The organism is Bacteroides bouchesdurhonensis, assembly GCF_900155865.1.
In the GTDB taxonomy this organism is placed as follows: Bacteria; Bacteroidota; Bacteroidia; order Bacteroidales; family Bacteroidaceae; genus Bacteroides; species Bacteroides bouchesdurhonensis.
In genome coordinates this window covers 866,615-889,623 of sequence record NZ_LT707006.1, presented here as the reverse complement: position 1 = coordinate 889,623, position 23,009 = coordinate 866,615, and the positions used below count along the sequence as shown (strand labels likewise).

The 23,009-nt window shown below is 39.9% G+C and carries 21 protein-coding genes and 5 tRNA genes; 4 read left to right on the top strand and 22 right to left on the bottom strand.

The window, feature by feature from the left end:
• Nucleotides 1–73: 73 nt before the first annotated feature.
• The 15 genes from rplL to rpsU all read right to left on the bottom strand — a co-directional run bounded on the left by rplL (nucleotide 74) and on the right by rpsU (nucleotide 6,420).
• On the bottom strand, nucleotides 74–448 hold the full coding sequence (rplL, locus tag CZ225_RS03440) for a 50S ribosomal protein L7/L12 (RefSeq protein ID WP_072529622.1): 375 nt from the start codon (nucleotides 446–448) through the stop codon (nucleotides 74–76).
• A 47-nt stretch (nucleotides 449–495) separates the two neighbouring features.
• Entirely contained in the window at nucleotides 496–1,014 is a 519-nt protein-coding gene (gene rplJ / locus CZ225_RS03435; protein ID WP_077152983.1) for a 50S ribosomal protein L10, read from the bottom strand.
• 15 nt (nucleotides 1,015–1,029) lie between these two features.
• On the bottom strand, nucleotides 1,030–1,728 hold the full coding sequence (gene rplA / locus CZ225_RS03430; protein WP_025075467.1) for a 50S ribosomal protein L1: 699 nt from the start codon (nucleotides 1,726–1,728) through the stop codon (nucleotides 1,030–1,032).
• Between the two features lie 15 nt (nucleotides 1,729–1,743).
• Nucleotides 1,744–2,187, bottom strand: coding sequence for a 50S ribosomal protein L11 (gene rplK / locus CZ225_RS03425; protein WP_004307548.1), 444 nt, complete (start codon nucleotides 2,185–2,187; stop codon nucleotides 1,744–1,746).
• A gap of 61 nt (nucleotides 2,188–2,248) precedes the next feature.
• Nucleotides 2,249–2,791 (bottom strand): transcription termination/antitermination protein NusG, encoded by a 543-nt coding sequence (nusG, locus tag CZ225_RS03420; RefSeq protein WP_073350106.1) that lies wholly within the window; start codon nucleotides 2,789–2,791, stop codon nucleotides 2,249–2,251.
• 15 nt (nucleotides 2,792–2,806) lie between these two features.
• Nucleotides 2,807–2,998 (bottom strand): preprotein translocase subunit SecE, encoded by a 192-nt coding sequence (secE, locus tag CZ225_RS03415; protein ID WP_025075469.1) that lies wholly within the window; start codon nucleotides 2,996–2,998, stop codon nucleotides 2,807–2,809.
• Between the two features lie 14 nt (nucleotides 2,999–3,012).
• Nucleotides 3,013–3,085: transfer RNA gene (locus tag CZ225_RS03410), tRNA-Trp, on the bottom strand.
• 52 nt (nucleotides 3,086–3,137) lie between these two features.
• The gene (tuf, locus tag CZ225_RS03405; protein WP_025075470.1) at nucleotides 3,138–4,322 is read right to left on the bottom strand and encodes an elongation factor Tu; all 1,185 of its coding nucleotides are present in this window, start codon (nucleotides 4,320–4,322) and stop codon (nucleotides 3,138–3,140) included.
• 49 nt (nucleotides 4,323–4,371) lie between these two features.
• Nucleotides 4,372–4,443 (bottom strand) — tRNA-Thr (locus tag CZ225_RS03400).
• A 12-nt stretch (nucleotides 4,444–4,455) separates the two neighbouring features.
• Nucleotides 4,456–4,528 (bottom strand) — tRNA-Gly (locus tag CZ225_RS03395).
• A gap of 28 nt (nucleotides 4,529–4,556) precedes the next feature.
• Nucleotides 4,557–4,639, bottom strand: a tRNA-Tyr gene (locus tag CZ225_RS03390).
• A 149-nt stretch (nucleotides 4,640–4,788) separates the two neighbouring features.
• Nucleotides 4,789–4,862, bottom strand: a tRNA-Thr gene (locus CZ225_RS03385).
• A gap of 96 nt (nucleotides 4,863–4,958) precedes the next feature.
• Complete coding sequence (gene hpf / locus CZ225_RS03380; RefSeq protein WP_077152982.1) at nucleotides 4,959–5,258, bottom strand: ribosome hibernation-promoting factor, HPF/YfiA family; 300 nt, start codon at nucleotides 5,256–5,258, stop codon at nucleotides 4,959–4,961.
• Between the two features lie 15 nt (nucleotides 5,259–5,273).
• On the bottom strand, nucleotides 5,274–6,155 hold the full coding sequence (gene xerC, locus CZ225_RS03375; RefSeq protein WP_077152981.1) for a tyrosine recombinase XerC: 882 nt from the start codon (nucleotides 6,153–6,155) through the stop codon (nucleotides 5,274–5,276).
• 73 nt (nucleotides 6,156–6,228) lie between these two features.
• Nucleotides 6,229–6,420: a 30S ribosomal protein S21 gene (gene rpsU, locus CZ225_RS03370; RefSeq protein ID WP_002558090.1), complete on the bottom strand. Its 192-nt coding sequence runs from the start codon at nucleotides 6,418–6,420 to the stop codon at nucleotides 6,229–6,231.
• A 187-nt stretch (nucleotides 6,421–6,607) separates the two neighbouring features.
• Here rpsU and CZ225_RS03365 point away from each other — a divergent pair, with 187 nt between their 5' ends.
• Both CZ225_RS03365 and CZ225_RS03360 read left to right on the top strand, forming a co-directional pair.
• On the top strand, nucleotides 6,608–8,389 hold the full coding sequence (locus CZ225_RS03365) for an aminopeptidase P family protein (protein WP_077152980.1): 1,782 nt from the start codon (nucleotides 6,608–6,610) through the stop codon (nucleotides 8,387–8,389).
• A gap of 128 nt (nucleotides 8,390–8,517) precedes the next feature.
• Nucleotides 8,518–9,030, top strand: coding sequence for a gamma carbonic anhydrase family protein (locus CZ225_RS03360; RefSeq protein ID WP_025075474.1), 513 nt, complete (start codon nucleotides 8,518–8,520; stop codon nucleotides 9,028–9,030).
• A 122-nt stretch (nucleotides 9,031–9,152) separates the two neighbouring features.
• On the opposite strand, the gene CZ225_RS03355 is transcribed toward CZ225_RS03360, so the two are convergent.
• Together CZ225_RS03355 and gltX are read right to left on the bottom strand one after the other, a co-directional pair.
• Nucleotides 9,153–10,376: a 3-deoxy-D-manno-octulosonic acid transferase gene (locus CZ225_RS03355; RefSeq protein WP_077152979.1), complete on the bottom strand. Its 1,224-nt coding sequence runs from the start codon at nucleotides 10,374–10,376 to the stop codon at nucleotides 9,153–9,155.
• A 10-nt stretch (nucleotides 10,377–10,386) separates the two neighbouring features.
• Nucleotides 10,387–11,904 (bottom strand): glutamate--tRNA ligase, encoded by a 1,518-nt coding sequence (gene gltX, locus CZ225_RS03350; RefSeq protein WP_077152978.1) that lies wholly within the window; start codon nucleotides 11,902–11,904, stop codon nucleotides 10,387–10,389.
• A 94-nt stretch (nucleotides 11,905–11,998) separates the two neighbouring features.
• Between gltX and CZ225_RS03345 the strand changes: the two genes are divergently transcribed.
• Complete coding sequence (locus CZ225_RS03345) at nucleotides 11,999–14,074, top strand: HD family phosphohydrolase (protein ID WP_077152977.1); 2,076 nt, start codon at nucleotides 11,999–12,001, stop codon at nucleotides 14,072–14,074.
• On the opposite strand, the gene CZ225_RS03340 is transcribed toward CZ225_RS03345, so the two are convergent.
• Genes CZ225_RS03340 through priA form a run of 3 tightly spaced genes read right to left on the bottom strand, consistent with a single transcriptional unit; the run spans nucleotide 14,049 to nucleotide 18,821 of the window.
• Complete coding sequence (locus tag CZ225_RS03340; RefSeq protein ID WP_025075477.1) at nucleotides 14,049–14,519, bottom strand: low molecular weight protein-tyrosine-phosphatase; 471 nt, start codon at nucleotides 14,517–14,519, stop codon at nucleotides 14,049–14,051. The genes CZ225_RS03345 and CZ225_RS03340 overlap by 26 nt on opposite strands.
• A gap of 15 nt (nucleotides 14,520–14,534) precedes the next feature.
• On the bottom strand, nucleotides 14,535–16,334 hold the full coding sequence (locus tag CZ225_RS03335) for a DUF4091 domain-containing protein (RefSeq protein WP_077152976.1): 1,800 nt from the start codon (nucleotides 16,332–16,334) through the stop codon (nucleotides 14,535–14,537).
• 30 nt (nucleotides 16,335–16,364) lie between these two features.
• The gene (gene priA, locus CZ225_RS03330; protein ID WP_077152975.1) at nucleotides 16,365–18,821 is read right to left on the bottom strand and encodes a replication restart helicase PriA; all 2,457 of its coding nucleotides are present in this window, start codon (nucleotides 18,819–18,821) and stop codon (nucleotides 16,365–16,367) included.
• A 143-nt stretch (nucleotides 18,822–18,964) separates the two neighbouring features.
• Here priA and CZ225_RS03320 point away from each other — a divergent pair, with 143 nt between their 5' ends.
• The gene (locus CZ225_RS03320) at nucleotides 18,965–20,626 is read left to right on the top strand and encodes an IS1182 family transposase (protein ID WP_077152662.1); all 1,662 of its coding nucleotides are present in this window, start codon (nucleotides 18,965–18,967) and stop codon (nucleotides 20,624–20,626) included.
• 97 nt (nucleotides 20,627–20,723) lie between these two features.
• On the opposite strand, the gene CZ225_RS03315 is transcribed toward CZ225_RS03320, so the two are convergent.
• Nucleotides 20,724–21,320 (bottom strand): porin family protein, encoded by a 597-nt coding sequence (locus CZ225_RS03315; protein ID WP_077152973.1) that lies wholly within the window; start codon nucleotides 21,318–21,320, stop codon nucleotides 20,724–20,726.
• A 218-nt stretch (nucleotides 21,321–21,538) separates the two neighbouring features.
• The gene (locus tag CZ225_RS03310; protein WP_077152972.1) at nucleotides 21,539–22,909 is read right to left on the bottom strand and encodes an FAD-dependent oxidoreductase; all 1,371 of its coding nucleotides are present in this window, start codon (nucleotides 22,907–22,909) and stop codon (nucleotides 21,539–21,541) included.
• Nucleotides 22,910–23,009: the final 100 nt, after the last annotated feature.

The window sequence follows — 23,009 nt, the reverse complement described above, 5'->3', positions numbered from 1 at the left end:
ATATATACACAAAAAGGTTAAGAATCCTCTTGCGAAGGATTCCTAACCGAATTACCTGATTACCAGGCTAATGTTATTTAAGTTCAACTTCAGCTCCAGCTTCTTCCAATGTTTTCTTCAATGATTCTGCCTCGTCTTTAGCCAAACCTTCTTTTACTGTGCTAGGAGCACCGTCTACTAAATCTTTAGCTTCCTTCAAGCCAAGACCACAAGCTTCCTTCACAGCCTTAACAACCTGAAGTTTAGCTGCACCAGCACTTTTTAATACTACGTCAAAAGAAGTTTTTTCTTCTACAGCAGCAGCACCAGCTGCAGGACCAGCAGCAACAGCTACAGCTGCAGCAGCAGGTTCAATACCGTACTCTTCTTTAAGGATAGTTGCAAGTTCATTAACTTCTTTTACTGTCAAGTTAACTAATTGTTCTGCAAAAGCTTTCAAATCTGCCATTTTTTTGTATGATTTTAATGTTTAAATACTAGTTGATTTTTGAAAAATTATTCGGGTCTCTCACCAAGGGTTTTGAGTAATCCGTGAATGGTGTTACCACCTGATTGAAGAGCAGAAATAACATTCTTGGCCGGAGATTGCAGCAATGCCACGATATCAGCGATAACTTCATTCTTACTCTTAATAGCAACGAGAGCATCCAATTGGTCTGCACCAACATAGAAACTTTCTTCTGCATATGCTGCTTTCAGTCCAGGAATTCCGTCTTTAGCTTTGTCTTTAATCAGTTTAGCAGGAATATTTGCAGTATTGCAAAACATCACAGCTGTTGTACCTTTCAAACTATCATAAAGAGGAGAAAAATCTTCTTCCAGGCTTTCCAGTGCTTTATGAAGCAGTGTATTCTTCACTAACATCAATTTAATGTCAGCTTTGAAACACTCCCTTCTTAATGCGCTAGTAGCAGCAGCATTCATAGCTGTAACGTCTACCAAATAGAAGTGACCATACTCCTTTACTGTAGCAGCAATTTGCTCTATAATCGTACTTTTATCTTCCTTTCTCATTTTTTCTCTGTTTTATTAGATTTCTTCCACTGATTTCGGGTCAATTTTAATACCCGCACTCATTGTGCTAGAAAGATAAATACTCTTAATATATGCACCTTTTGCTGCAGTAGGTTTCAGCTTAATCAGTGTAGAGATAAACTCTTTCGCATTATCACGAATCTGATCAGCACTGAATGAAACTTTACCAATTGAAGTATGAACGATACCACTCTTATCAACTTTAAAGTCAATTTTACCTTGTTTTACTTCTTTTACAGCCTTAGCAACATCCATAGTTACAGTACCACTCTTCGGGTTCGGCATCAATCCACGAGGACCGAGTACACGACCGAGTGCACCAATTTTACCCATGATAGATGGCATAGTGATAATCACATCAATATCAGTCCATCCACCTTTGATCTTTTCAATATATTCGTCAAGACCAACATAGTCAGCACCAGCTTCTTTCGCAGCAGCTTCAGCATCCGGTGTACAGAGCACTAAAACACGTACTTCCTTACCAGTACCATGAGGAAGTGAAACAACACCTCTCACCATCTGGTTAGCTTTACGTGGATCAACACCTAAACGTACATCAATATCCAGTGAAGCATCAAATTTGGAAAAAGTGATTTCTTTTACCAAAGATGCAGCTTCTTTCAGTGAGTATGCCTTCCCTGCTTCAATTTTTTCTGCAGCTAACTTTTGATTTTTTGTCAGTTTACCCATTACAATTGAAGTTTATTAATTATTAACCGGGAACTCCCCTTTTACAGCGATACCCATACTTCTAGCTGTACCTGCAACCATTCTCATGGCAGCTTCCACAGTAAAACAGTTCAAGTCTACCATTTTGTCCTGAGCAATCGTACGAATCTGTTCCCAAGTAAGCTCGGCAACTTTCTTACGGTTAGGCTCAGCAGAACCACTCTTTACCTTAGCCACCTCAAGCAATTGAATGGCAACGGGAGGAGTCTTGATTACAAAATCGAAAGACTTATCTGCGTAGTAAGTAATGATAACAGGTAAAATTTTACCTGCTTTGTCTTGGGTTCTGGCATTGAATTGCTTGCAAAATTCCATGATATTAATACCCTTAGAACCTAGAGCAGGTCCAACGGGAGGTGATGGATTTGCAGCACCTCCTTTAATCTGTAATTTGATTAGTCCAGCAACTTCTTTAGCCATTTTTTTATTGATTTATATATAAACATTAAACGAAGAACAACAACAGCGTAACAATTCCGTGTTATTCCTTTTCCACTTGCATAAAGCCTAATTCAAGCGGCGTTTTGCGCCCGAATATCTTTACCATGACCTTTAGTTTCTTTTTTTCACTATTCACTTCTTCAATAATGCCACTGAATCCGCTGAAAGGACCAAAAGTAACCTTCACAGTCTCACCCACTACATAAGGAATATTGAGTTCTTCACCCGTTTCCTGTAGTTCGTCTACTGTACCAAGTATACGATTCACTTCTGATTGTCTAAGGGGCACCGGTTTTTCGGAACCACCTAAAAAGCCTATCACATTTGGAGTATTGCGCAGATGATGAGCGACCTCACCAACTAAAGCAGCTTCCACTAAGACATACCCAGGAAGATAACTTCTCTCTTTCACAATTTTTTTTCCATTGCGAACCTGGTAAACCTTTTCAGTAGGAATCAATACCTGAGATACATATTCACCAAGGTCGCTGTTTTTAATATCAGCTTCGAGATACTCTTTCACCTTAGCTTCTTTTCCGCTAATAGCACGCAGAACGTACCATTTCTTTTCTACCTCAGCCATTTTCAATTCCATTTTTTAATGTGGATAAACAATTTTTTCCATGAAGTTCTGGAAACAGACATCCATACCCCATACTACCAATGCAATAAGCAGGGAAGCATATAAAACAACTACTGCACTGTTAGCAAGCTCGGAATACGTAGGCCACGATACTTTATGAACAAGTTCGTCGTAAGATTCTTTGATATAAGTTATTACCTTTTTCATTTCAATAATATTAGCACGGGAGGAGAGGCTCGAACTCCCGACACCCGGTTTTGGAGACCGGTGCTCTACCAACTGAGCTACTCCCGTGTGTACATAATCAGTTCTCGATCGAAACCGAGAACTGATTAATTATAGTATATTAGTCAAGAATTTCAGTAATCTGACCAGCACCTACTGTACGTCCACCTTCGCGGATAGCGAAACGAAGACCTGGGTTCAATGCTACAGGGTATATTAATTCTACTGTAATAGTTACGTTATCACCCGGCATTACCATTTCAGTTCCTTCTGGCAAAGTAATTTCACCTGTACAGTCCATAGTACGTAAATAGAACTGAGGACGATATTTGTTATGGAATGGAGTATGACGACCACCTTCTTCTTTTTTCAAGATATAAACCTCAGCTTTAAATTTAGAGTGCGGTTTAATCTGACCTGGTTTACAAAGAACCATACCACGTTTGATTTCGTTCTTGTCGATACCACGAAGCAACAGACCTACGTTATCACCAGCTTCACCTTGATCCAACAGTTTACGGAACATTTCAACACCAGTTACAACTGATTTTTTGTCTTCACCTAAACCAAGGATTTCTACTTCATCACCTACGTGGATAACACCAGTTTCAATACGACCTGTTGCTACAGTACCACGTCCTGTGATTGAGAATACGTCCTCAACCGGCATCAAGAAAGGTTTATCAACATCACGTGGAGGAAGTGGAATCCATGTATCAACTGCATCCATCAATTCCATAACTTTGTCTTCCCATTTTTCAACACCGTTCAATGCGCCAAGAGCAGAACCCTGAATGATAGGAGTATTGTCACCATCGAAATCATAGAATGAAAGAAGTTCTCTCATTTCCATTTCAACGAGTTCCAACATTTCAGCATCATCAACCATATCACACTTATTCAAGAATACAACCAAACGAGGCACATTTACCTGACGAGCTAACAAGATATGTTCGCGAGTCTGAGGCATCGGACCATCAGTTGCAGCACAAACGATGATAGCACCATCCATCTGAGCAGCACCAGTTACCATATTCTTTACGTAGTCAGCGTGTCCCGGACAGTCAACGTGTGCGTAGTGACGGTTAGCTGTTTCATACTCAACGTGTGAAGTATTAATAGTAATACCTCTTTCTTTTTCTTCAGGAGCGTTATCGATAGAATCGAAAGAACGCAATTCAGAAAGACCTTTTTTTGCCAACACAGTTGTGATAGCAGCTGTCAACGTTGTCTTACCGTGGTCTACGTGACCGATTGTACCAATGTTTACGTGCGGTTTGGTACGTTCAAATTTCTCTTTAGCCATAGCTTTACTTGTTATTTATTTGATTAATAATCAGCTTTCATCATTTATGAGCTGTTACCGGGACTTGAACCCGGGACCTCTTCCTTACCAAGGAAGTGCTCTACCACTGAGCTATAACAGCAAGAAAATTGAGAGCGGAAGACGGGATTCAAACCCGCGACCCTCAGCTTGGAAGGCTAATGCTCTATCAACTGAGCTACTTCCGCATTCTTGCCAAAGTTGTCACTCTGTTTGTGGGCAAAGATGGATTCGAACCACCGAAGGCGTAAGCCAGCAGATTTACAGTCTGCCCCATTTGGCCACTCTGGTATTTGCCCTTTTAAAATCAAGAACGAATCATAAAAATTAAGAATTAAAAGCGAACAATACATTGAATACTTATGTTCTTCCCTATGACTATTCTTTCTTCATTTTCAGTTCATCAATTTCTCGCCAAGCGAGTTAAATTAACTTTCATCAATCCTTGAGCCTCTTGTCGGATTCGAACCAACGACCCCGAGATTACAAATCACGTGCTCTGGCCAACTGAGCTAAAGAGGCGTTTAGCTAAAAAATGCAACCGTCACGTTCTAACGCGAGCGAAACGGCTGCAAATTTAGTTATTTATTTCTTTCCCGCAAAACATTTGCAGTTTTTTTATTTGCTACGTTGTTTTTCCTTGTATTTCACCAGTTGTTTCTCAAGTGCTTCCACATTTAAGTCTATTGCTTCCTCGAATGTATCACACACTTTACTAGCATAAAATTCCCCGTTAGGGATTAGTATTTTAATGCCTGCTTCTTTATTAGAAGCAGTTTCCGGCTTAATTACCTTTAATGACACCTCTACTTTCTTTATATCTTCGTAATATTTCTCCAACTTAGACACTTTCTTTTGAATAAATGCCTGCAATTGCTCTGACGCATCAAAGTGAATTGATTGAATTCTAATGTCCATACTTACCTCCTTTTTTTAAGCCCTTGGATGAGCTTGTTTATACACTTTTTTAAGTTCTTCAAACGTGGCGTGCGTGTAAATCTCGGTAGTCGCAAGACTCTCGTGACCCAAAAGTTCTTTTACCGCCCCCAGTTCTGCATCGTTATTCAGCATAGTTGTGGCGAAAGTATGTCTCAACACGTGAGGACTCTTTTTTTTCAGCGCCACCACCTTTGACAGGTTCCGTTTCACTAAATTATAGACTAAATTCTTATAAAGCCTTTCACCAGTTTCTCTAACGAAAAAAGCTTCTGACCTTTTTTGAATTGTTTCGTTTCTTACATTAATATATTCCAGCATCAAACCTCGCAGTTCGTCACCGAACGGTATCAACCGCTGCTTATTTCTTTTCCCAGTCACTTTCAGAAGAGAAGCCGAAAAATCCACATCTTTATCATCCAGTCCTATCAACTCCGACAGCCTCATGCCTGTGGCATAAAACATTTCGATAATTAAATAGTCTCGACATCCTATAAACCCTTCGCCAAAATCGGTCTCGTCCAACAACCTATTCATTTCACTCTCTTTCAGAAAGACTGGTAGTGGTTTCTTATTTTTAGGGCCCGTTATTTTACGTAACGGATCCACAGCCACCTCCCCTTGCCTTAAAAGATACTTATAAAACGACCGGAGTGAACTTAGCTTACGGTTTACAGAAGTAGAAGTATATCCCTGATCCATTAATGAAACAATCCATTCACGAATCAGTTCGCTTTCCACCTCCAGCGGATCAAATTTTCCGTACTCTTCCTGAGCAAACTCCTGTAGTTGCTTTATATCCTCACCATACGCAAGTATGGTTTTATCGGAATAATTCCGTTCATACCGGAGATAATCAAGAAAAGATTCTATCAACATAATATCGCTACATCTAAAATCGTGCAACGAATGTATGAAAAGAATTCAATAATTCAAAGGAATTTACGAATTATTAATCTTCTACTTGCTGAAGTTGTTGCACGTAAACTGCACGTTCTTTTTTAAGTCTTTTAGTTACAGACGGTTTATCAAACTGCTGTCTGCTTCTCAACTCCTTTACAATGCCAGTTTTCTCAAATTTTCTTTTAAACTTCTTCAGCGCTTTTTCAATGTTTTCGCCTTCTTTTACAGGTACTACAATCATTTTGTTTTTATTAAATATGTTATGGTTAAAAATTTCTGCAGTCAAATTGCGCCGCAAAATTACACATAGTTTCTTTATTCACAAAACTTTCGGCAAATATTTCTCAAAAACTATTCATAAACAAGCAATTAACCATGGAAAGTTATTACCTTTGAATTCACTTATGTATCTAATAATATAATAATGTATGAAAGAGAATATAAAAGAACGGATACAAGCATTACGGATGATGTTCAAGCCTAACCATATAAAGGCTTTTATTATTCCAAGTACCGATCCTCATCTAAGTGAGTATGTAGCACCGCATTGGAAATCACGTGAATGGATTTCCGGCTTCACAGGTTCTGCAGGAACAGTTGTTGTTTTGGAAAACAAAGCCGGCTTATGGACTGATTCCCGATATTTCCTTCAAGCAGCTGAAGAATTAAAGGGTAGCGATATTACACTATTTAAAGAAATGCTACCCGACACACCTAGTATCACCGATTATCTATGCGACAATTTAAAGCCTGGAGAATCAATTGGTATCGATGGAAAAATGTTTTCCGTACTCCAAATAGAACAGATAAAGAAAGAACTTGCTGTTCATAATATCCATGTGAATCTATCCGGTGACCTCATGAATTATATCTGGGAAAATCGTCCTGCTATGCCCAAAGCACCGGCTTTCATCTATGAACTCCAATATGCGGGGAAAAGTTGCAGTGAAAAAGTGGAGATTCTTCGCAATGAGCTAAAAAAGCAAGGAATCGATGCTTTATTTCTATCAGCTCTCGATGAAATAGCATGGACTCTCAACTTAAGAGGTAATGATGTTCATTGCAATCCGGTTGTCATAAGCTACTTACTGATTACTCAAGACGAAGTTGTCTTTTTCATTTCACCTGAGAAAGTTACTAAAGAAGTTGAAAAGTATTTAAAGGAGGAGCATATCAATCTCCGAGATTACAATGATGTTGAAACCTTCCTAAACTCGTATACAGGGAAGAACCTACTTATCGATTCCAAAAAAACAAATTATGCCATTTACTCAACCATTCCTCCTCAATGTTCGATCATCCGAAGAGAATCACCGGTTAGTCTGTTGAAAGCTATCCGCAATGAACAGGAAATTAGTGGTATACATGCTGCCATGCAAAGAGATGGAGTAGCATTAGTAAGATTTTTGAAATGGTTGGAAGAAGCTGTTCCTTCAGAAAAAGAGACTGAATTAAGCATTGATAAAAAGCTACATGATTTTCGGGCAGCCCAACCGCTTTATATAGGAGAAAGTTTTGATACGATTGCTGGATATAAGGAGCATGCAGCCATTGTGCACTATTCTGCTACCTCGGAAAGTAATGCAACTCTCTTGCCTAAAGGCTTTCTACTTCTAGATTCAGGTGCTCAATACTTAGATGGAACTACCGACATCACCCGTACGATTGCACTAGGAGAACTTACGGAAGAAGAAAAAACAGACTATACCTTAATATTAAAAGGACATATAGCACTGGCCATGGCCAAATTCCCAAATAGTACCCGAGGTGCACAACTCGATGTATTAGCCCGCATGCCAATCTGGAAGCATGGAATGAACTTCCTCCATGGTACAGGACATGGCGTCGGACATTTTCTAAGTGTACATGAAGGTCCTCAAAGTATCCGTATGAACGAAAACCCTGTTGTGTTACAACCCGGTATGGTCATCTCTAATGAACCTGGTGTATATAAATCAGGCAGTCATGGAATACGTACAGAAAACCTGATATTAGTTTGTAAAGATAAAGAAGGCATGTTTGGAGAATATTTCAGATTCGAAACACTCACTTTATGTCCTATCTGTAAAAAAGGTATTGTCAAAGAGATGCTAACAGACGAAGAAATTAAGTGGTTTAATGATTATCATCAAACCGTTTATGAAAAACTTTCTCCACATCTCAACGAAGAAGAGAAAAACTGGCTAAAAAAAGCTACCTCTTCCATTTAAAACAAATCTTGCTCTACTTCAGATGTCGGATTATACAAGACCTCCGTTTTAAATCTCACGACATCCAGAGGGAGGAAGAACAACATATTAGCATATTAAATTAGAAACATTATTATAACCAAAGATTTATGGCTTTAATCAAATCAGTACGAGGATTTACTCCCGAAATCGGAGAAAACTGTTTTTTAGCAGACAATGCAACCATCATAGGAGATGTTAAGATAGGAAATGACTGTAGCATCTGGTTTTGTACCGTCTTACGTGGAGATGTCAATTCCATACGAATCGGCAACGGAGTAAATATCCAAGACGGGAGTGTTCTACATACTTTATATGAGAAATCGACTCTTGAAATCGGTGATCATGTTTCTGTTGGACACAATGTAACCATTCATGGAGCAACTATCAAAGACTATGCTTTGATTGGAATGGGATCAACAATATTAGATCATGCTATAGTAGGGGAAGGAGCAATTGTTGCTGCCGGTTCTCTAGTATTAAGCAATACGGTAATTGAACCTGGTAGTATCTGGGGAGGAGTGCCGGCTAAATTTATCAAGAAAGTAGATCCGGAACAAGCAAAAGAACTAAATCAAAAGATTGCTCACAACTATTTAATGTACTCACAATGGTATAAATAACAAAATATTGCTTTAGATAAAGATCAAAAACTTTAATAGTTTGCCTTTTAGACACAATTATTAGCGTCCAGAAGATTACAGATTGAAAGGTACTGCTTTTCATAGTACCCTTCAATTTATATTTAGAAGTTAATCATATGCATTATCTTCTCTGCAGCTCCGGAATTGCTTGTCACATAATACCCTGCATTATCACCCGTTTCACGTAAGAAAACTTCATCCGATTGAAAACGATCTAAAAGATTTTTCAAATCCTCATAATCTTTAATAGAATATGCGCCTTTCGCTTCGAGTAACTGAATTGCTTCCATGAACTTCTGATACTTTGGACCAAAAATAACCGGAATGCCATAAACAGCAGCTTCCAATGTATTATGAATGCCGACTCCAAAACCACCTCCAATGTAAGCGATTTCACCATACCTGTAAATAGAAGAAAGCAATCCGAAACAGTCGATAATTAAACAATCTGCTTTCAATACATTCTTCTCATCAGCACGAGTATAACGGACATACGGACGTTTCAATTTGCTAATTATCTCAACCAGGTGGTTCTCCTCAATGACATGGGGAGCAATAATCAATTTCATTTCCGGATGAGAATTGAAATACTCAAGAAATATATCTTCATCCGGTCCCCATGAACTTCCAGCGACAAATGTAAAAGAGTTATTTCCTTTAAATTTCTCAACCAATGGAAGATCCTTAGCTTCCTGACGAATCTGTAACACCCGGTCAAAACGAGTATCCCCCACCACAGTTACACGTCCAATGCCAATCCTAGACAAGTAACGTTTGGAAGCCTCATTCTGCACAAACAAGTGATCGAAGTCCTTCAATACATTCCGATAAGTTCCTCCATACCATTTAAAAAAGATTTGATCTCGACGAAAAATAGAAGAAACACTATATACTGGAATACGGCGTTTATGCAGTTCATCCAGATAATTCTTCCAAAATTCATATTTTATAAAGAACGCCATACAAGGATTCGCAATATCCAGGAATTTTTTCACATTTCGTGGCTTATCAAAAGGCAGGTAACAAACGATATCTGCCCCTCTATAATGCTTACGAACTTCATAACCAGACGGAGAAAAGAATGTCAGCAAAATCTTATAATCCGGATACTTTGCCCGGATCATTTCGATTAATGGACGTCCTTGTTCAAATTCCCCCAATGAAGCAGCATGAAACCAAATATATCGTTCCCCTTTTTCCACTTGCTGACGCAGAAGTTCATATACCACCCAATGCCCCTTCATCATTTTCCGGGGCTTACGGCTAAACGGTGCAGCTAAATGGACCAGAAAGTCATAAATGACTATTGCCAGGTTGTAAAGCATAGTGTTGTGTTTACTTCAATACCTCTACGGCACGTTTCATACGAGCCAATGTTTCTTCTTTACCCAATACCCAAGAAATATCGAACATGTGCGGACCTTTTCCTTCGCCAACCAATGTCAAACGAAAGGCATTCATGATATTGCCTGTGTGATATCCTCTTTCCGCAATCCAGTCCATAACAACTTTTTCCTGTCCTTCAATACTAAAATCCTCAATTCCGGCAATCACTTCCGCTAATTCGGTCATACACTTAGCTGAATCTTCTTTCCAGCGCTTCTTTACCGTTTTTTCATCATATTCAGTAGGTGCAACAAAGAAGAAACTGCATACATCCCATAATTCTTTAATGAAACTTACCCGGTCTTTCATCATACCGACAACCGTAACTACCTTTTCAAAAGGAACTTCCACACCATGTTCCTTCAATACAGGCAAAAACAGCTCAGCAATCTCCTCATTCGGTTTCTGTTGAATATATTGATGATTAAACCAAATTCCTTTCTTATAATCAAATTTAGCTCCCGATTTACTGCAACGGTGAAGATCAAACAACTGAATCAACTCATCCATCGACATCACTTCCTGATCATTTCCCGGATTCCATCCCAGCAAAGCAAGGAAATTAATTACCGCTTCAGGCAGATAACCGGATTCACGATAACCAGAAGAGATTTCTCCAGACTTCGGATCATGCCATTCCAACGGAAATACCGGAAAGCCTAAACGGTCGCCATCACGCTTACTTAATTTTCCATTTCCTTCCGGCTTGAGGAGTAAAGGCAAGTGAGCGAATTGCGGCATGGTATCTTCCCAACCAAAAGCACGATATAACAAAACATGCAACGGAGCTGAAGGTAACCATTCTTCACCACGAATTACATGAGATACTTGCATCAAATGATCATCCACGATATTTGCCAAATGATAAGTAGGCAACTCATCTACAGACTTATAGAGAACTTTATCATCCAAAATAGACGAATTAATAATTACTTCACCACGAATTAAATCATTCACATGTACATCTTCATTCGGTTCTATCTTGAAACGAACCACGTATTGCTTACCTTCCGCAATCAAAGCATCCACTTCCTCTTTAGCCAAAGTCAGCGAATTACGCATCATACCACGGGTAGAAGCATCGTATTGAAAGTTAGCAATCTCTTCACGTTTAGCATCCAATTCTTCAGGAGTATCAAAAGCAATGTATGCTTTATCACTATCTAACAAAATCTGCACATATTTCTTATAGATCTCGCGACGCTCAGACTGACGGTACGGACCGTGTTCACCTCCGAAGCTTACCCCTTCGTCAAAGTGAATACCCAACCACTTAAAAGATTCAAGTATATACTCCTCTGCACCCGGAACAAAACGGTTAGAATCAGTATCTTCAATACGAAAAATCAAATCTCCGTCGTGCTGACGTGCAAATAAATAATTATATAAAGCTGTACGCACACCACCGATGTGCAATGCTCCTGTTGGACTTGGAGCAAAACGAACTCTTACTTTTCTTTCTGCCATAATTTGGGTTAGTATAGGTAAATCACGGCAAAATTAAATCTTTTTTTCCACACTATTGTTTTTTTTTGTACTTTTCGCCAAAATTTAAACGGTTATGGAACATCTAAAGAAGAAAAGAAGCTTCTCTTGGAGAGATTTACTCTATAAAGCCCTACTATTTGTAGGGACTGTAGCATTAATTGTCTATTTCCTGCCACGTGATGGAAAATTCAATTATCAGTATGATATAAACAAGCCTTGGAAGTACGGACAATTAATTGCTACTTTCAACTTTCCTATATATAAAGAAGACGCGACCGTTAAACGGGAACAGGATAGTCTGATGGCATCCTTCCAACCTTATTATCAATTCCAGAAATCAATAGAAAAGGATGCATTAAACAAACTGAAAGAGAATTATCATGCCAATTTGAAGGGCATTCTTCCTTCTACCGATTATCTGCGATACATTGAACGAATGCTGAAAGACATCTATGAATCAGGAATTGTATCGACAGAAAATATGCAAGAACTCCATAAGGATAGCGTCACTTCCATTCTGGTTATTGATGATAAGCTTGCCAATCCACGAAGCACCGATCATCTTTATACGGTAAAGAAAGCCTACGAACATTTATTAGCCCAAGCAGACTCACTTCATTTAAATAAAGATATATTGCGTCAATGTGCCTTGAATGAATATATCACCCCGAACCTTATCTTCGACCAACAACGAACCGAAACTGCTCAAAAAGAAATACTAAGTAACTATCCATGGGCAAACGGACTTGTGGTAAGCGGACAGAAAATCGTCGATCGTGGGGAAATGATAACGCCAGAGACATATAACATTCTCGAATCATTGCGTAAAGAATCTATCAAACGAAATGAATCAATCGGACAAAGCCGCCTCATACTTGGAGGACAAATTCTATTTGTCGGTATTTTGATCATGTGTTTCATGCTTTACTTGGACCTATTCCGAAAAGACTATTATCAACGTAAAGGAAGTCTGTCATTACTCTTTACATTGATCGTCTTTTACAATATAGTTACCGCCTTTATGGTGACACATAATCTATCAAATGTGTACATAATCCCTTATGCGATGTTACCGATTATCATTCGCGTATTCCTAGATTCACGTACCGCTTTCGTGACACATACGGTCACCATCCTACTCTGTTCCATATCACTCCGTTTTCCACATGAGTTTATCCTCACTCAGTTGGCAGCCGGATTAGTCGCTATATTCAGTCTACGGGAACTCTCTCAGAGATCGCAACTTTTCCGAACGGCATTATTAGTAATACTGACCTATGCTGCCATCTATTTCTCTTTTGAGCTCATGACTGAAAATGGACTCTCCAATGATTTCTCAAAATTGAATGTCCGAATGTACACTCATTTTATAACGAATGGTATCCTTTTACTATTTGCATACCCATTATTGTTCATATTGGAAAAGACATTCGGATTTACGTCCAACGTTACGCTAATAGAACTCTCCAATATCAACAATGATCTTCTCCGACAAATGTCTGAAACTGTTCCCGGAACTTTCCAACATTCTATGCAGGTAGCCAATCTTGCCGCAGAAGCTGCTATACGAATCGGAGTAAAGAGTCAACTGGTACGTACAGGCGCATTATATCATGATATCGGTAAAATGGAAAGCCCAGCTTTCTTTACGGAGAATCAATCCGGTGGAGTCAATCCACATAAAAACTTGAGCCACGAACAAAGTTCGCAAGTTGTTATTAGTCATGTCACAGATGGATTGAAATTGGCAGATAAGCATAACCTACCTAAAGTAATCAAGGATTTTATCAGCACCCATCATGGACGTGGGAAAACGAAGTTTTTCTATATCTCCTGGAAAAACGAACATCCGGGTGAAGAACCAGATGAAGAACTATTTACGTATCCGGGACCGAATCCTTTTACAAAGGAACAAGCTATCCTAATGATGGCAGATGCTGTTGAAGCGGCTTCCCGCAGTCTACCTGAATATACAGAAGAAAGTATCAGCAACCTGGTGGATAAGATTATCGACTCTCAGGTTGCTGAAGGTTATTTCAAAGAATGTCCGATTACTTTTAAAGATATTGCGATCATTAAATCAGTATTTAAAGAAAAGCTAAAAATTGCTTATCATACTCGAATCAGTTATCCTGAGTTAAAGAAGTAAGCAACCCCACACAAGCATCTTCAAGGACATCGAGTACATACTCGAAGCCCTCAGCACCACCATAGTAAGGATCGGGTACATGATCCGCAGGAATTCGTGTGCAATATTCCGTCATACGATGAATCTTCGTCCACTCTTCCGGAGAAGGAGCTTTATCTTTCAAATCATCAATATTACGATCATCCATACCAATAATCAAATCAAAATGATAAAAATCTTCTGTACGTACCGGACGGGAGCGATGCACTAACTGATATCCCCGACGAGCAGCATGAGCACGCATTCTACTGTCGGGAAGCTCTCCCTGATGATATGAAAGAATCCCTGCGGAATCAATCACAAATTCTTGTTCCAATCCCGCTTCCTTTATTAAATGAAGCATGATTCCTTCTGCCGTAGAACTACGACAGATATTTCCCAAACACACAAATAAGATCTTTACCATTTTATCCTTTCTTTATTAAAATGAATTTAATATACTATACGCCCGGTTCACCGTTGTCGCTGCCGGAATCTCCGGCATATCACCTAAATTAAACGGAACCAGCATTTTTTCTATTTTTCTTAAACCGGCCTCATTTCCTTTTTCTTTAAATTCCTGACGAAGAATACGAATCTTCTCATGAGCTTGTATGCCCTCAATCAAACGTTCAAAACGAAGGCAGCTACGGGCTCCCGGATATACCAGATAAGTATCTCCACCTGCCCAACTACGGAAACGGGAATCTAGCAATGGTTCCAAGGGCCAACTGTTGTATGCCCAACGCAAATACCCATCCAAATGTTTCTTTGAGGAATAGAAACTAATCCAAACAGCCTCAGCCGGATCAGAGAAAGTAAAGGTGTTAGGATGCGCTTCCGAACAACAAGTATAATACGTAGTACGCTTATTTTCTGCCGCACGACGAATCCGTACATCTTCAGGGAAATTCTGTCCGATAGCGATACAGTAGTCATACAAATCCTTTTCAATTTGTTCGTGATAGTTTCCTGCCAATGAGACTTTGAAATCCGGATCGGCTTTACGAATCACTTTCAATGTTTTCTGCATCACTTCCATTGGCCTCTCATCCATGGCAATGGTACAAATATCAAACCATCCCTTCTCTTTGAGGTGTTTAGCAAATGAAGTAAGCATAGCCATCCACATTTCTTCATAAGCCGGCTCTCCGGGGGCAGTCGTTACAAATTGCAAAGAATTTGTTGCCTGATCAAAATACTGGAAAGACAATTTCCAAGGAACCATGGAGTAACAATTAATCTGTTTATTGATACCCACTCCCATCATAAATTCCACCCAACGGTCAAAAACCGTATAGTCAAAAGCCCATGTACCGTCTGCGCGCTTCAGCCAAGTAACCATTGACTCAAAATAATCTTCTGTCTGGCCATTCCAAGGTTTGTGCATGATTGAAGTAGTAATAATCTTTTGTCCAGCATCCGCTAACATCTTCATTAAAGGACGCATAGCATCCAGATGTGCCTGACTCCAAAGTGGAACTTGATAATAACGAGCTACTGCAAATGGATTTTGCCACAAATCAAGATGATAAGCCCATTCCGAAGGTTGAGGAAGTTCACGTGAAGAAACTTTAATTTCCAGAGGAAGGCTAGCAATTAGCTTTTCTCCATCCTTCACCAATAAATTACCTTTATACATACCCGGTGTAGCAGATTGGGGGATCCAGCACTGCACCCAGATAGGTTGTGAAGTACGAGCAGGAAGTTTCATACTCTTCAGATCCGGATCAATCATATCCGCTACCAACAAAGAATCAAAAAGAGAGTGGTCCGGTCTGTTTCCACAACCTCCCTTACCATTTAGATTCAATTGATCCGTCATTACATAACGCATAAAAGCAGCTGTGCAAGCATCTGCCGGAAGCACTGCTCCTTTCGAACTCTTAAAACTTGTGAGGCTAAGATTCAAATTCTGAATATCCTCGCCTGTCCATACTACTGCCTGTGCATTTACTCGTTCACCACGCCATCCCTGCAAAACAGATACCTTTTGCAATCCTTTCGCTGGGACCATGTGTTTTGCATACCGATAGTCGATACTCCCCCATGACGCTTTGGGAGTAGAAACAGTTACCCAGTTTTCAGCAGAGGGAGCAACCGGATCAGGTAACTCCTGATAAGTATTCAGAGGAAAACGAGGCTGACCGGTAGGCGTTCCACATTGAGTCACTCCATTTTGGGAAAACAACATACTAGTGCTAAACAATCCCAACAAGCAAAAAATAGAAAATCGTGTCATAGTAAATAAATTTAAAGTGATTATATAATTTTACATAGGGTCCATATCATAATAAATAATCAGTGATTTATACCGTTCATCCTCTAGCAGTTCCCGTTGGATACGTAACAGCAGTTCCCTCGCACGTCCCATCGGGGCATTCTGTTCAATCTTGACCACAATCTTTTTAATAAACAAGGTCTGAATCCGGGCTACAGGAGGTTTATCCGGTCCCAGCACCCGATTGCCAAATACAGTCCTCAATTTATCCGCCATTACAGTAGCCATCTGATCCAACAGAGACTCATTATGGTTCTTCAAATATACATAGATCAGCCGGTAATAGGGTGGATAATGAAACATCTGGCGTTCTGCCAATTGTCCATTCACCATTTCTTCATAATTATTACCAATCACCTGATAAATAATAGGATGATCAATACTTTTCGTTTGCAACACTACCCTTCCCCGTTTGTTCTTACGTCCAGCACGTCCGGCCACTTGCGCCATCAATTGAAACGCTCGTTCGTAAGAACGAAAGTCCGGATAATTCAACATTGTGTCAGCATTTAAGATACCAACCACACTTACATGGTCAAAATCCAATCCTTTTGAAACCATCTGTGTTCCAATCAGTATATCCGTCTTTCCTTGTTCAAAGTCTGCTATAATTTTTTCATATGCCGAGCGGGTACGAGTTGTGTCCAAGTCCATTCGTGCTACAGCCGCCTCCGGAAAAATAACTTTGATATCATCTTCTATCTTTTCTGTCCCAAATCCTCGATTCACTAATTCAGTCCCTTCACAAGCGGGACAGGCCTTAGGAAGTTGGTACGTATAACCGCAATAGTGACACGTAAGCTGATTAATCCCTTTATGATAGGTCAGGCTCACATCACAGTTTTTACATTTCGGCACCCATCCACAAGTCCGGCATTCTACCATCGGAGCAAATCCTCGCCGATTCTGGAAAAGAATCACTTGCTCTTTTTGCTCCAGAGCTTCCTTCATATATTGTATCAGCAATGGGGAAAACTGTCCGACCATCCTTTTTTTACGATGCAACTCTTTAATATCAACTGGAATGATTTCGGGCAATTGAATCTCTTTATATCGCTCTTTCAGTTGCACAAAGCCAAACTTTCCCAGCATTGCATTCTGCCATGTTTCAATAGAAGGAGTCGCTGTGCCCAACAGTGTTTTAGCACCATACATAGTCGCCAATACAATCGCTGCACTACGTGCATGATAACGAGGAGCAGGATCTTGCTGCTTATAACTATTCTCATGCTCTTCATCCACAATTACCAGCCCAAGATTTCGGAAAGGCAAGAAAATAGAAGAACGCACTCCCAAAATAATATCGTACCCTTTTTCTCCCAGTTGTTTCTGCCATATCTCCACTCGTTCGGCATCCGGAAACTTAGAATGATAAATTCCTAAACGCGAACCAAACACTCGTTGTAAACGTTCCGTAATCTGAGTGGTTAATGCTATTTCAGGCAATAGATACAATACTTGTTTTCCCTGACGAATAGTTTCTTCAATCAGGTGAATATATATTTCAGTCTTTCCACTGGAAGTGACTCCATGCAGCAAACAAACATTCTTTTCTTGAAAACACTGTTTGATTTCATCATGCGCTCGTTGCTGAAACCCATTTAAAGGATTTAATTCACCGGCAATATTTACTTCCCTATTCAACCGGCCAATCTCGTGATAGTAAATTTCAAATATTTTTTTTTCGACCAGTCCATTTAAAATAGCAGGAGATACGCCTGCCTGCTGTAAAAGTTCCTTCTTGGAAACTTCTTTTGGCTTTTCTCTTCCCAAAACACCGGAACATTCTACATATTTCATCAATAATGCCAACTGCTTCGGAGCACGTGAAAGGATATCAAAAAGGATGTGGAGACGTCTTTCATCTGCTACGCCTGCTAAACGTACTCTCGCTTCAGTTTTCGGCTTATACGTACGACGCAATTCTTCTTTCACAAAAATTGCTTCTTTATCAAGCAAGGATTTGACAACAGACAAAATATTCTTCAATCCGCTTTCCTTCTCTAATTTTGTGACACATTGTTGCGGATCTACAGAGAGTAAATCCAATATCTTTTGCTCTCGCTCGGATAATGGTGCATCCGCTTCAAAATCGGGATTGTACTCTACGATGGTCTCGCTTTCTAACTTTAATCCGGATGGAAGTGCCGCTTTATAAACATCACCTTGTGTACAGAGATAATAATCTGCTATCCATTCCCAGAATTTAAATTGAGTCGGTAGTAAAATAGGAGAAGCGTCCAGCAATGCAGATATTTCCTTTACCTCATATTCTGTCGGGACAGAAAAATGTACATTACGGACAATTGCCGTATAATACTTCTTCCGCCCGAAGGGCACTATCACCCGACAACCGACCTTCACTTCTTCCGCAAATTCACCCGGAAGCGCGTAAGTAAAGCATTTCGGAAGCGGAAGCGGTAATATTACATCTACATATTTGTTCATTGTTGCGACAAAGATAGAAAAAAAAAGAGGTTGTGTCAAAACGCTGGCCCAACCTTTTTTTATGCACAAAGCCCAGACTTTCCCAAGCCCGGGCTTTGTTATTACCCAAAGTTTTTGTATCTTTAGGCATAAAGTTTTTCGTTATGGCAAAGTTACATTTTCGTCCTTACATTCCCAACCAAACAGTTCTTTTTCCCCAAAGAATTGATGAAAACATAGCAGCGAACGATCCGGTTCGCATAGTTAATACTGTTGTTGATAATCTCAATCTTGACAATTTCAAGAAGCTTTATAAAGCAACCGGTCGTTGTCCTTATCATCCTAAAATGATGCTCAAGGTGATTATTTACGCCTACATGAACAATATCTATTCGTGCCGCAAAATAGAGAAGCTTCTCCTACGTGACATTCATTATATCTGGCTTTCCGGTAATGAACATCCGGATTTTATTACCATCAACCGTTTCCGTAACCGTGTCAAGGAGGAAATCAACAACGTCTTCACGCAGTTGGTCCTTGTCCTTGCCGACAAAGGTTTCATCAGCCTTGACGTAGAGTATATCGACGGTACCAAGATTGAGTCCAGGGCCAACAAATATACTTTTGTCTGGCGCAAGACAGTCGAAAAGAACCGTACAAAGCTGATGGATAAGATCCGCATTCTCCTGGAGCAGGTGGATGAAGCCATAGCCCAAGAGAACTCCGTCAAAGACACCCCCGTAGAGTTCACTCCCGCCATGCTCTCAGATATAGTGGATGAACTTAAAGAGGTACTGGAACACCAACCTGTAACAAAGGACAAGGAACAAAAGAAAGTCATCCGGGAAAAGAAGAAACAGGTCCGGGAACTTGAGGAGTACCGTGACAAGTTGATGGAATACGACAACCATCTTGATACTCTTGGAGAACGCAACTCCTATTCCAAGACCGATCCTGATGCCACCTTCATGCGCATGAAAGAAGACGCCATGAGAAACGGGCAGACAAAGCCCGGATATAATCTGCAAATAGGTACCGAGAACCAATTCCTCATAGACTTCCGACTGTTTCCAAACCCAACCGATACACTGACCCTCATACCTTTCTTCCACTCCTTTGAGCAACGCTATAACCGCTTACCAACTGTCGGTGTGGCAGACTCCGGTTACGGCTCGGAAGAAAATTACCGGTTCATGCAAGATAATGGGATAGAAGCCTTTGTCAAGTACAACTACTTCCATAAAGAACGGCGTCCCCGTTATACCCCCAATCCATTCCATACGGAGAGTCTCCATTACAATGCGGAAGAGGATTATTACGTTTGTCCTATGGGGCAGCACATGAACCGTATAGGAACCAGATGTGACAAGACTGCGAGCGGATACATCACCGAAAGTGCCCGGTATAAAGCACAAAGATGTGAAGGGTGCCCTTTGCGTGGCAGTTGCTTTAAAGCCCGGGGGAACCGTATTATAGAAGTAAACCACCGGTTAAACCAATACAAACGGCAGGCACGGGAAAGGTTGCTCTCGGAAGAAGGCATCAGGCATAGGGGAAGGCGATGTATAGAACCGGAAGCAGTTTTTGGACAAATGAAACACAACATGGCATACAGAAGGTTCCGGCATGTGGGACAAGACAAGGTTACAATGGACTTTGCCTTCTTTGCTATAGCATTTAATATCAAAAAAATGTGTGCAAAACTGCTAAAAGCGAGAAAGGGAAAGAATGTACACGCTATATTTATCGCTCTCAGACCATGTGTGGCTCAAAATGCGGGGAATGTAACGACTTATCGTTTAATGAGGCAAAAAATAGCCGCATAGACAAAAAAGGAAAATGAATGTTTTAGATCAAAAAAAGGAGATGTGCCTGAGTTTTGACACACCTCCTTCTAATTCATATCTTAATAAATATAATCTACTAGAAAAGGTAAGCAATGGAAACTTGCCAAGTCTTAGTTTTATAAGAAGCACTTTCTGCATCACTATCAATAAGTTTAGCAGAATCTCCTAACGGGATATTATAATTGAATCCGACCTGTAAATGGTTTACCAACTTCACACCGGCACCTAGATTGATACCAACCTCTGTCCTTTTCTTATCAGTTCTTATTCTATAGTCGTCAGCATCCCAAACTTGCTTGTTCTTTTCAAAGTCGAAATAGAAATCAGGACCTGCAGCCAGATAAACTCCCAACAGACTTCCCAGACCAATGTTATATTTCAGATTAATAGGAATATCCAATCCGTTCTGTTTGATTTTTGTTCCTTCTACTTCTATACCTCGTTGGGAAAACAATAAAGCTCCGTCCAATCCTAAGCCCACCACAGGAATTTTAAACTCGGCCATTGGACCAATAAAGAAACCGGTAAAGTTATCTTTCTTAAAGTCAGCCTTTGAGAAACTTGCTTTTGACAAGTTCAAACCACCCTTTACACCAAAATTTATTTGAGCTTGGGCAGGCATTGCCATACAGATACATACAGCAACCAACAATGCACTAAAAATCTTTTTCATAAATTTACGTGTTTATAATTTGCTACAAAGATACAACATCTTATAGTAATTTAAACACAAATTATCATTTTTTGTTCGTACAACTAACTTAAACCATACTCTACTTTATTGCTAATCTTTCCGACAAGTAATATACGATAACCATATACTTTAGTAAGATTTACTTCCCCAGACGTACATGTGGGACATCCCCAGACGTACGTCTGGGACAACCAGTTTTAGGCAAATAAATCATTAAGAGCTTCGCTCATGCTAGGATGGGTAAATATAAAGTCACGCAAGAATGTATAATCCTGCCCCGTCTTCATTGCAATGGCAACCGCATTAATTACTTCACTAGAGTCGGGAGCAAACAACGTAACCCCCAATATCATACCACTTTCCTTATCAATAACAGCTTTTAGTAACCCATCAGTTTCTCCTAATGTTTTAGCTCTCGGTATTGCCATTACAGGTAATTTCTTAATGACAACATCCAGATTTTGTTTGCGTGCTTCCTCTTCATTGATCCCGATACGTGACAATGGTGGGTCAATAAATACCGAGTAACTAACAGGATTACGATCTGTCATCTTCCTTTCTTTCTTACCAAACAAATCTTCACGCACAATCCGATAGTCATCCAAAGAGATATAAGTAAACTGTAATCCGCCTTTCACGTCGCCCACGGCCCGTATATCAGGATTCGTAGTTTTCAAATATTCATTCACAATAATGGCTCCACGCGCATCTACTTCCACTCCTGCTACTTCCAAATTGAGTCCTTCGGTATTAGGACGACGTCCCGTAGCCAAAAGCACTGCATCAGCTTCAAGTTCAAGCACTTCGTTTGTCAGAGAATCCCCAAAAGTAACTATGGCTTTCTGATCTACATACTTAACTGATTGTACTTTTGCATTTAGACGAAACACAACGCCTTTCTTCTCCAATGTCTCCTGGACACTGGCAGCAATATCACGATCTTCACGTGAAATCAATTCCGAATATCCTTCAAGCACTGTCACTTGCGAACCAAATGAGGCAAACATCGAAGCAAATTCCAATCCGATATAACCACCACCTACAATGACCAAATGACGAGGAAGAGTGGTAAGTTCCATGATTGAAGTACTTGTATACACAAATGGATTATCAGTAATTCCTTCTATAGGAGGAATTACCGTTTCTGCCCCTGTATTGATGATAATCTGTTCTGCTCTCAATATAAATTCTTCTGTAGCTGTATGTACAGAAATCTCGTTCGGGGAAACAAAAGACCCTATCCCTGTATAAACTGTAATATTGGGGTGATCAGCCAAATTATGAAAGTTTTTATTCCGAAGCAAACTTGTTACTTCTTCTTTTATAGAAATAGCTTGACGATAAAATTCACTCTTTTCTTCAAAAGTAAGTCCCTTCATGCCGGAAGCTATCTTTGCCTGATGTACTAATGTTTTAGTCGGGATACATCCAATATTGATACACGTACCTCCGTACATCTTCTCAGAACGTTCAACAATAGCTACCTTCTTACCACGTTTTGCGAACTCAGCGGCAAGCGTCTTTCCTCCTTTGCCGAAGCCAATAATAATAACATCAAAATCTTTCATATCTATTTCTTTTTAAAAGTGATTCCTATTAATGATGCAAAGTTCTCCCTTTTCGGAGAAACAATCAATGACCATTTCACCGAATGAATTGGCAATTATT

Bases quoted from the DNA above. Each gene is read 5' to 3' on its own strand.
- rplL (WP_072529622.1), bottom strand. From the start codon at position 448: ATGGCAGATTTGAAAGCTTTTGCAGAACAATTAGTTAACTTGACAGTA.
- rplJ (WP_077152983.1), bottom strand. From the start codon at position 1,014: ATGAGAAAGGAAGATAAAAGTACGATTATAGAGCAAATTGCTGCTACA.
- rplA (WP_025075467.1), bottom strand. From the start codon at position 1,728: ATGGGTAAACTGACAAAAAATCAAAAGTTAGCTGCAGAAAAAATTGAA.
- rplK (WP_004307548.1), bottom strand. From the start codon at position 2,187: ATGGCTAAAGAAGTTGCTGGACTAATCAAATTACAGATTAAAGGAGGT.
- nusG (WP_073350106.1), bottom strand. From the start codon at position 2,791: ATGGCTGAGGTAGAAAAGAAATGGTACGTTCTGCGTGCTATTAGCGGA.
- secE (WP_025075469.1), bottom strand. From the start codon at position 2,998: ATGAAAAAGGTAATAACTTATATCAAAGAATCTTACGACGAACTTGTT.
- tuf (WP_025075470.1), bottom strand. From the start codon at position 4,322: ATGGCTAAAGAGAAATTTGAACGTACCAAACCGCACGTAAACATTGGT.
- hpf (WP_077152982.1), bottom strand. From the start codon at position 5,258: ATGGACATTAGAATTCAATCAATTCACTTTGATGCGTCAGAGCAATTG.
- xerC (WP_077152981.1), bottom strand. From the start codon at position 6,155: ATGTTGATAGAATCTTTTCTTGATTATCTCCGGTATGAACGGAATTAT.
- rpsU (WP_002558090.1), bottom strand. From the start codon at position 6,420: ATGATTGTAGTACCTGTAAAAGAAGGCGAAAACATTGAAAAAGCGCTG.
- CZ225_RS03365 (WP_077152980.1), top strand. From the start codon at position 6,608: ATGAAAGAGAATATAAAAGAACGGATACAAGCATTACGGATGATGTTC.
- CZ225_RS03360 (WP_025075474.1), top strand. From the start codon at position 8,518: ATGGCTTTAATCAAATCAGTACGAGGATTTACTCCCGAAATCGGAGAA.
- CZ225_RS03355 (WP_077152979.1), bottom strand. From the start codon at position 10,376: ATGCTTTACAACCTGGCAATAGTCATTTATGACTTTCTGGTCCATTTA.
- gltX (WP_077152978.1), bottom strand. From the start codon at position 11,904: ATGGCAGAAAGAAAAGTAAGAGTTCGTTTTGCTCCAAGTCCAACAGGA.
- CZ225_RS03345 (WP_077152977.1), top strand. From the start codon at position 11,999: ATGGAACATCTAAAGAAGAAAAGAAGCTTCTCTTGGAGAGATTTACTC.
- CZ225_RS03340 (WP_025075477.1), bottom strand. From the start codon at position 14,519: ATGGTAAAGATCTTATTTGTGTGTTTGGGAAATATCTGTCGTAGTTCT.
- CZ225_RS03335 (WP_077152976.1), bottom strand. From the start codon at position 16,334: ATGACACGATTTTCTATTTTTTGCTTGTTGGGATTGTTTAGCACTAGT.
- priA (WP_077152975.1), bottom strand. From the start codon at position 18,821: ATGAACAAATATGTAGATGTAATATTACCGCTTCCGCTTCCGAAATGC.
- CZ225_RS03320 (WP_077152662.1), top strand. From the start codon at position 18,965: ATGGCAAAGTTACATTTTCGTCCTTACATTCCCAACCAAACAGTTCTT.
- CZ225_RS03315 (WP_077152973.1), bottom strand. From the start codon at position 21,320: ATGAAAAAGATTTTTAGTGCATTGTTGGTTGCTGTATGTATCTGTATG.
- CZ225_RS03310 (WP_077152972.1), bottom strand. From the start codon at position 22,909: ATGAAAGATTTTGATGTTATTATTATTGGCTTCGGCAAAGGAGGAAAG.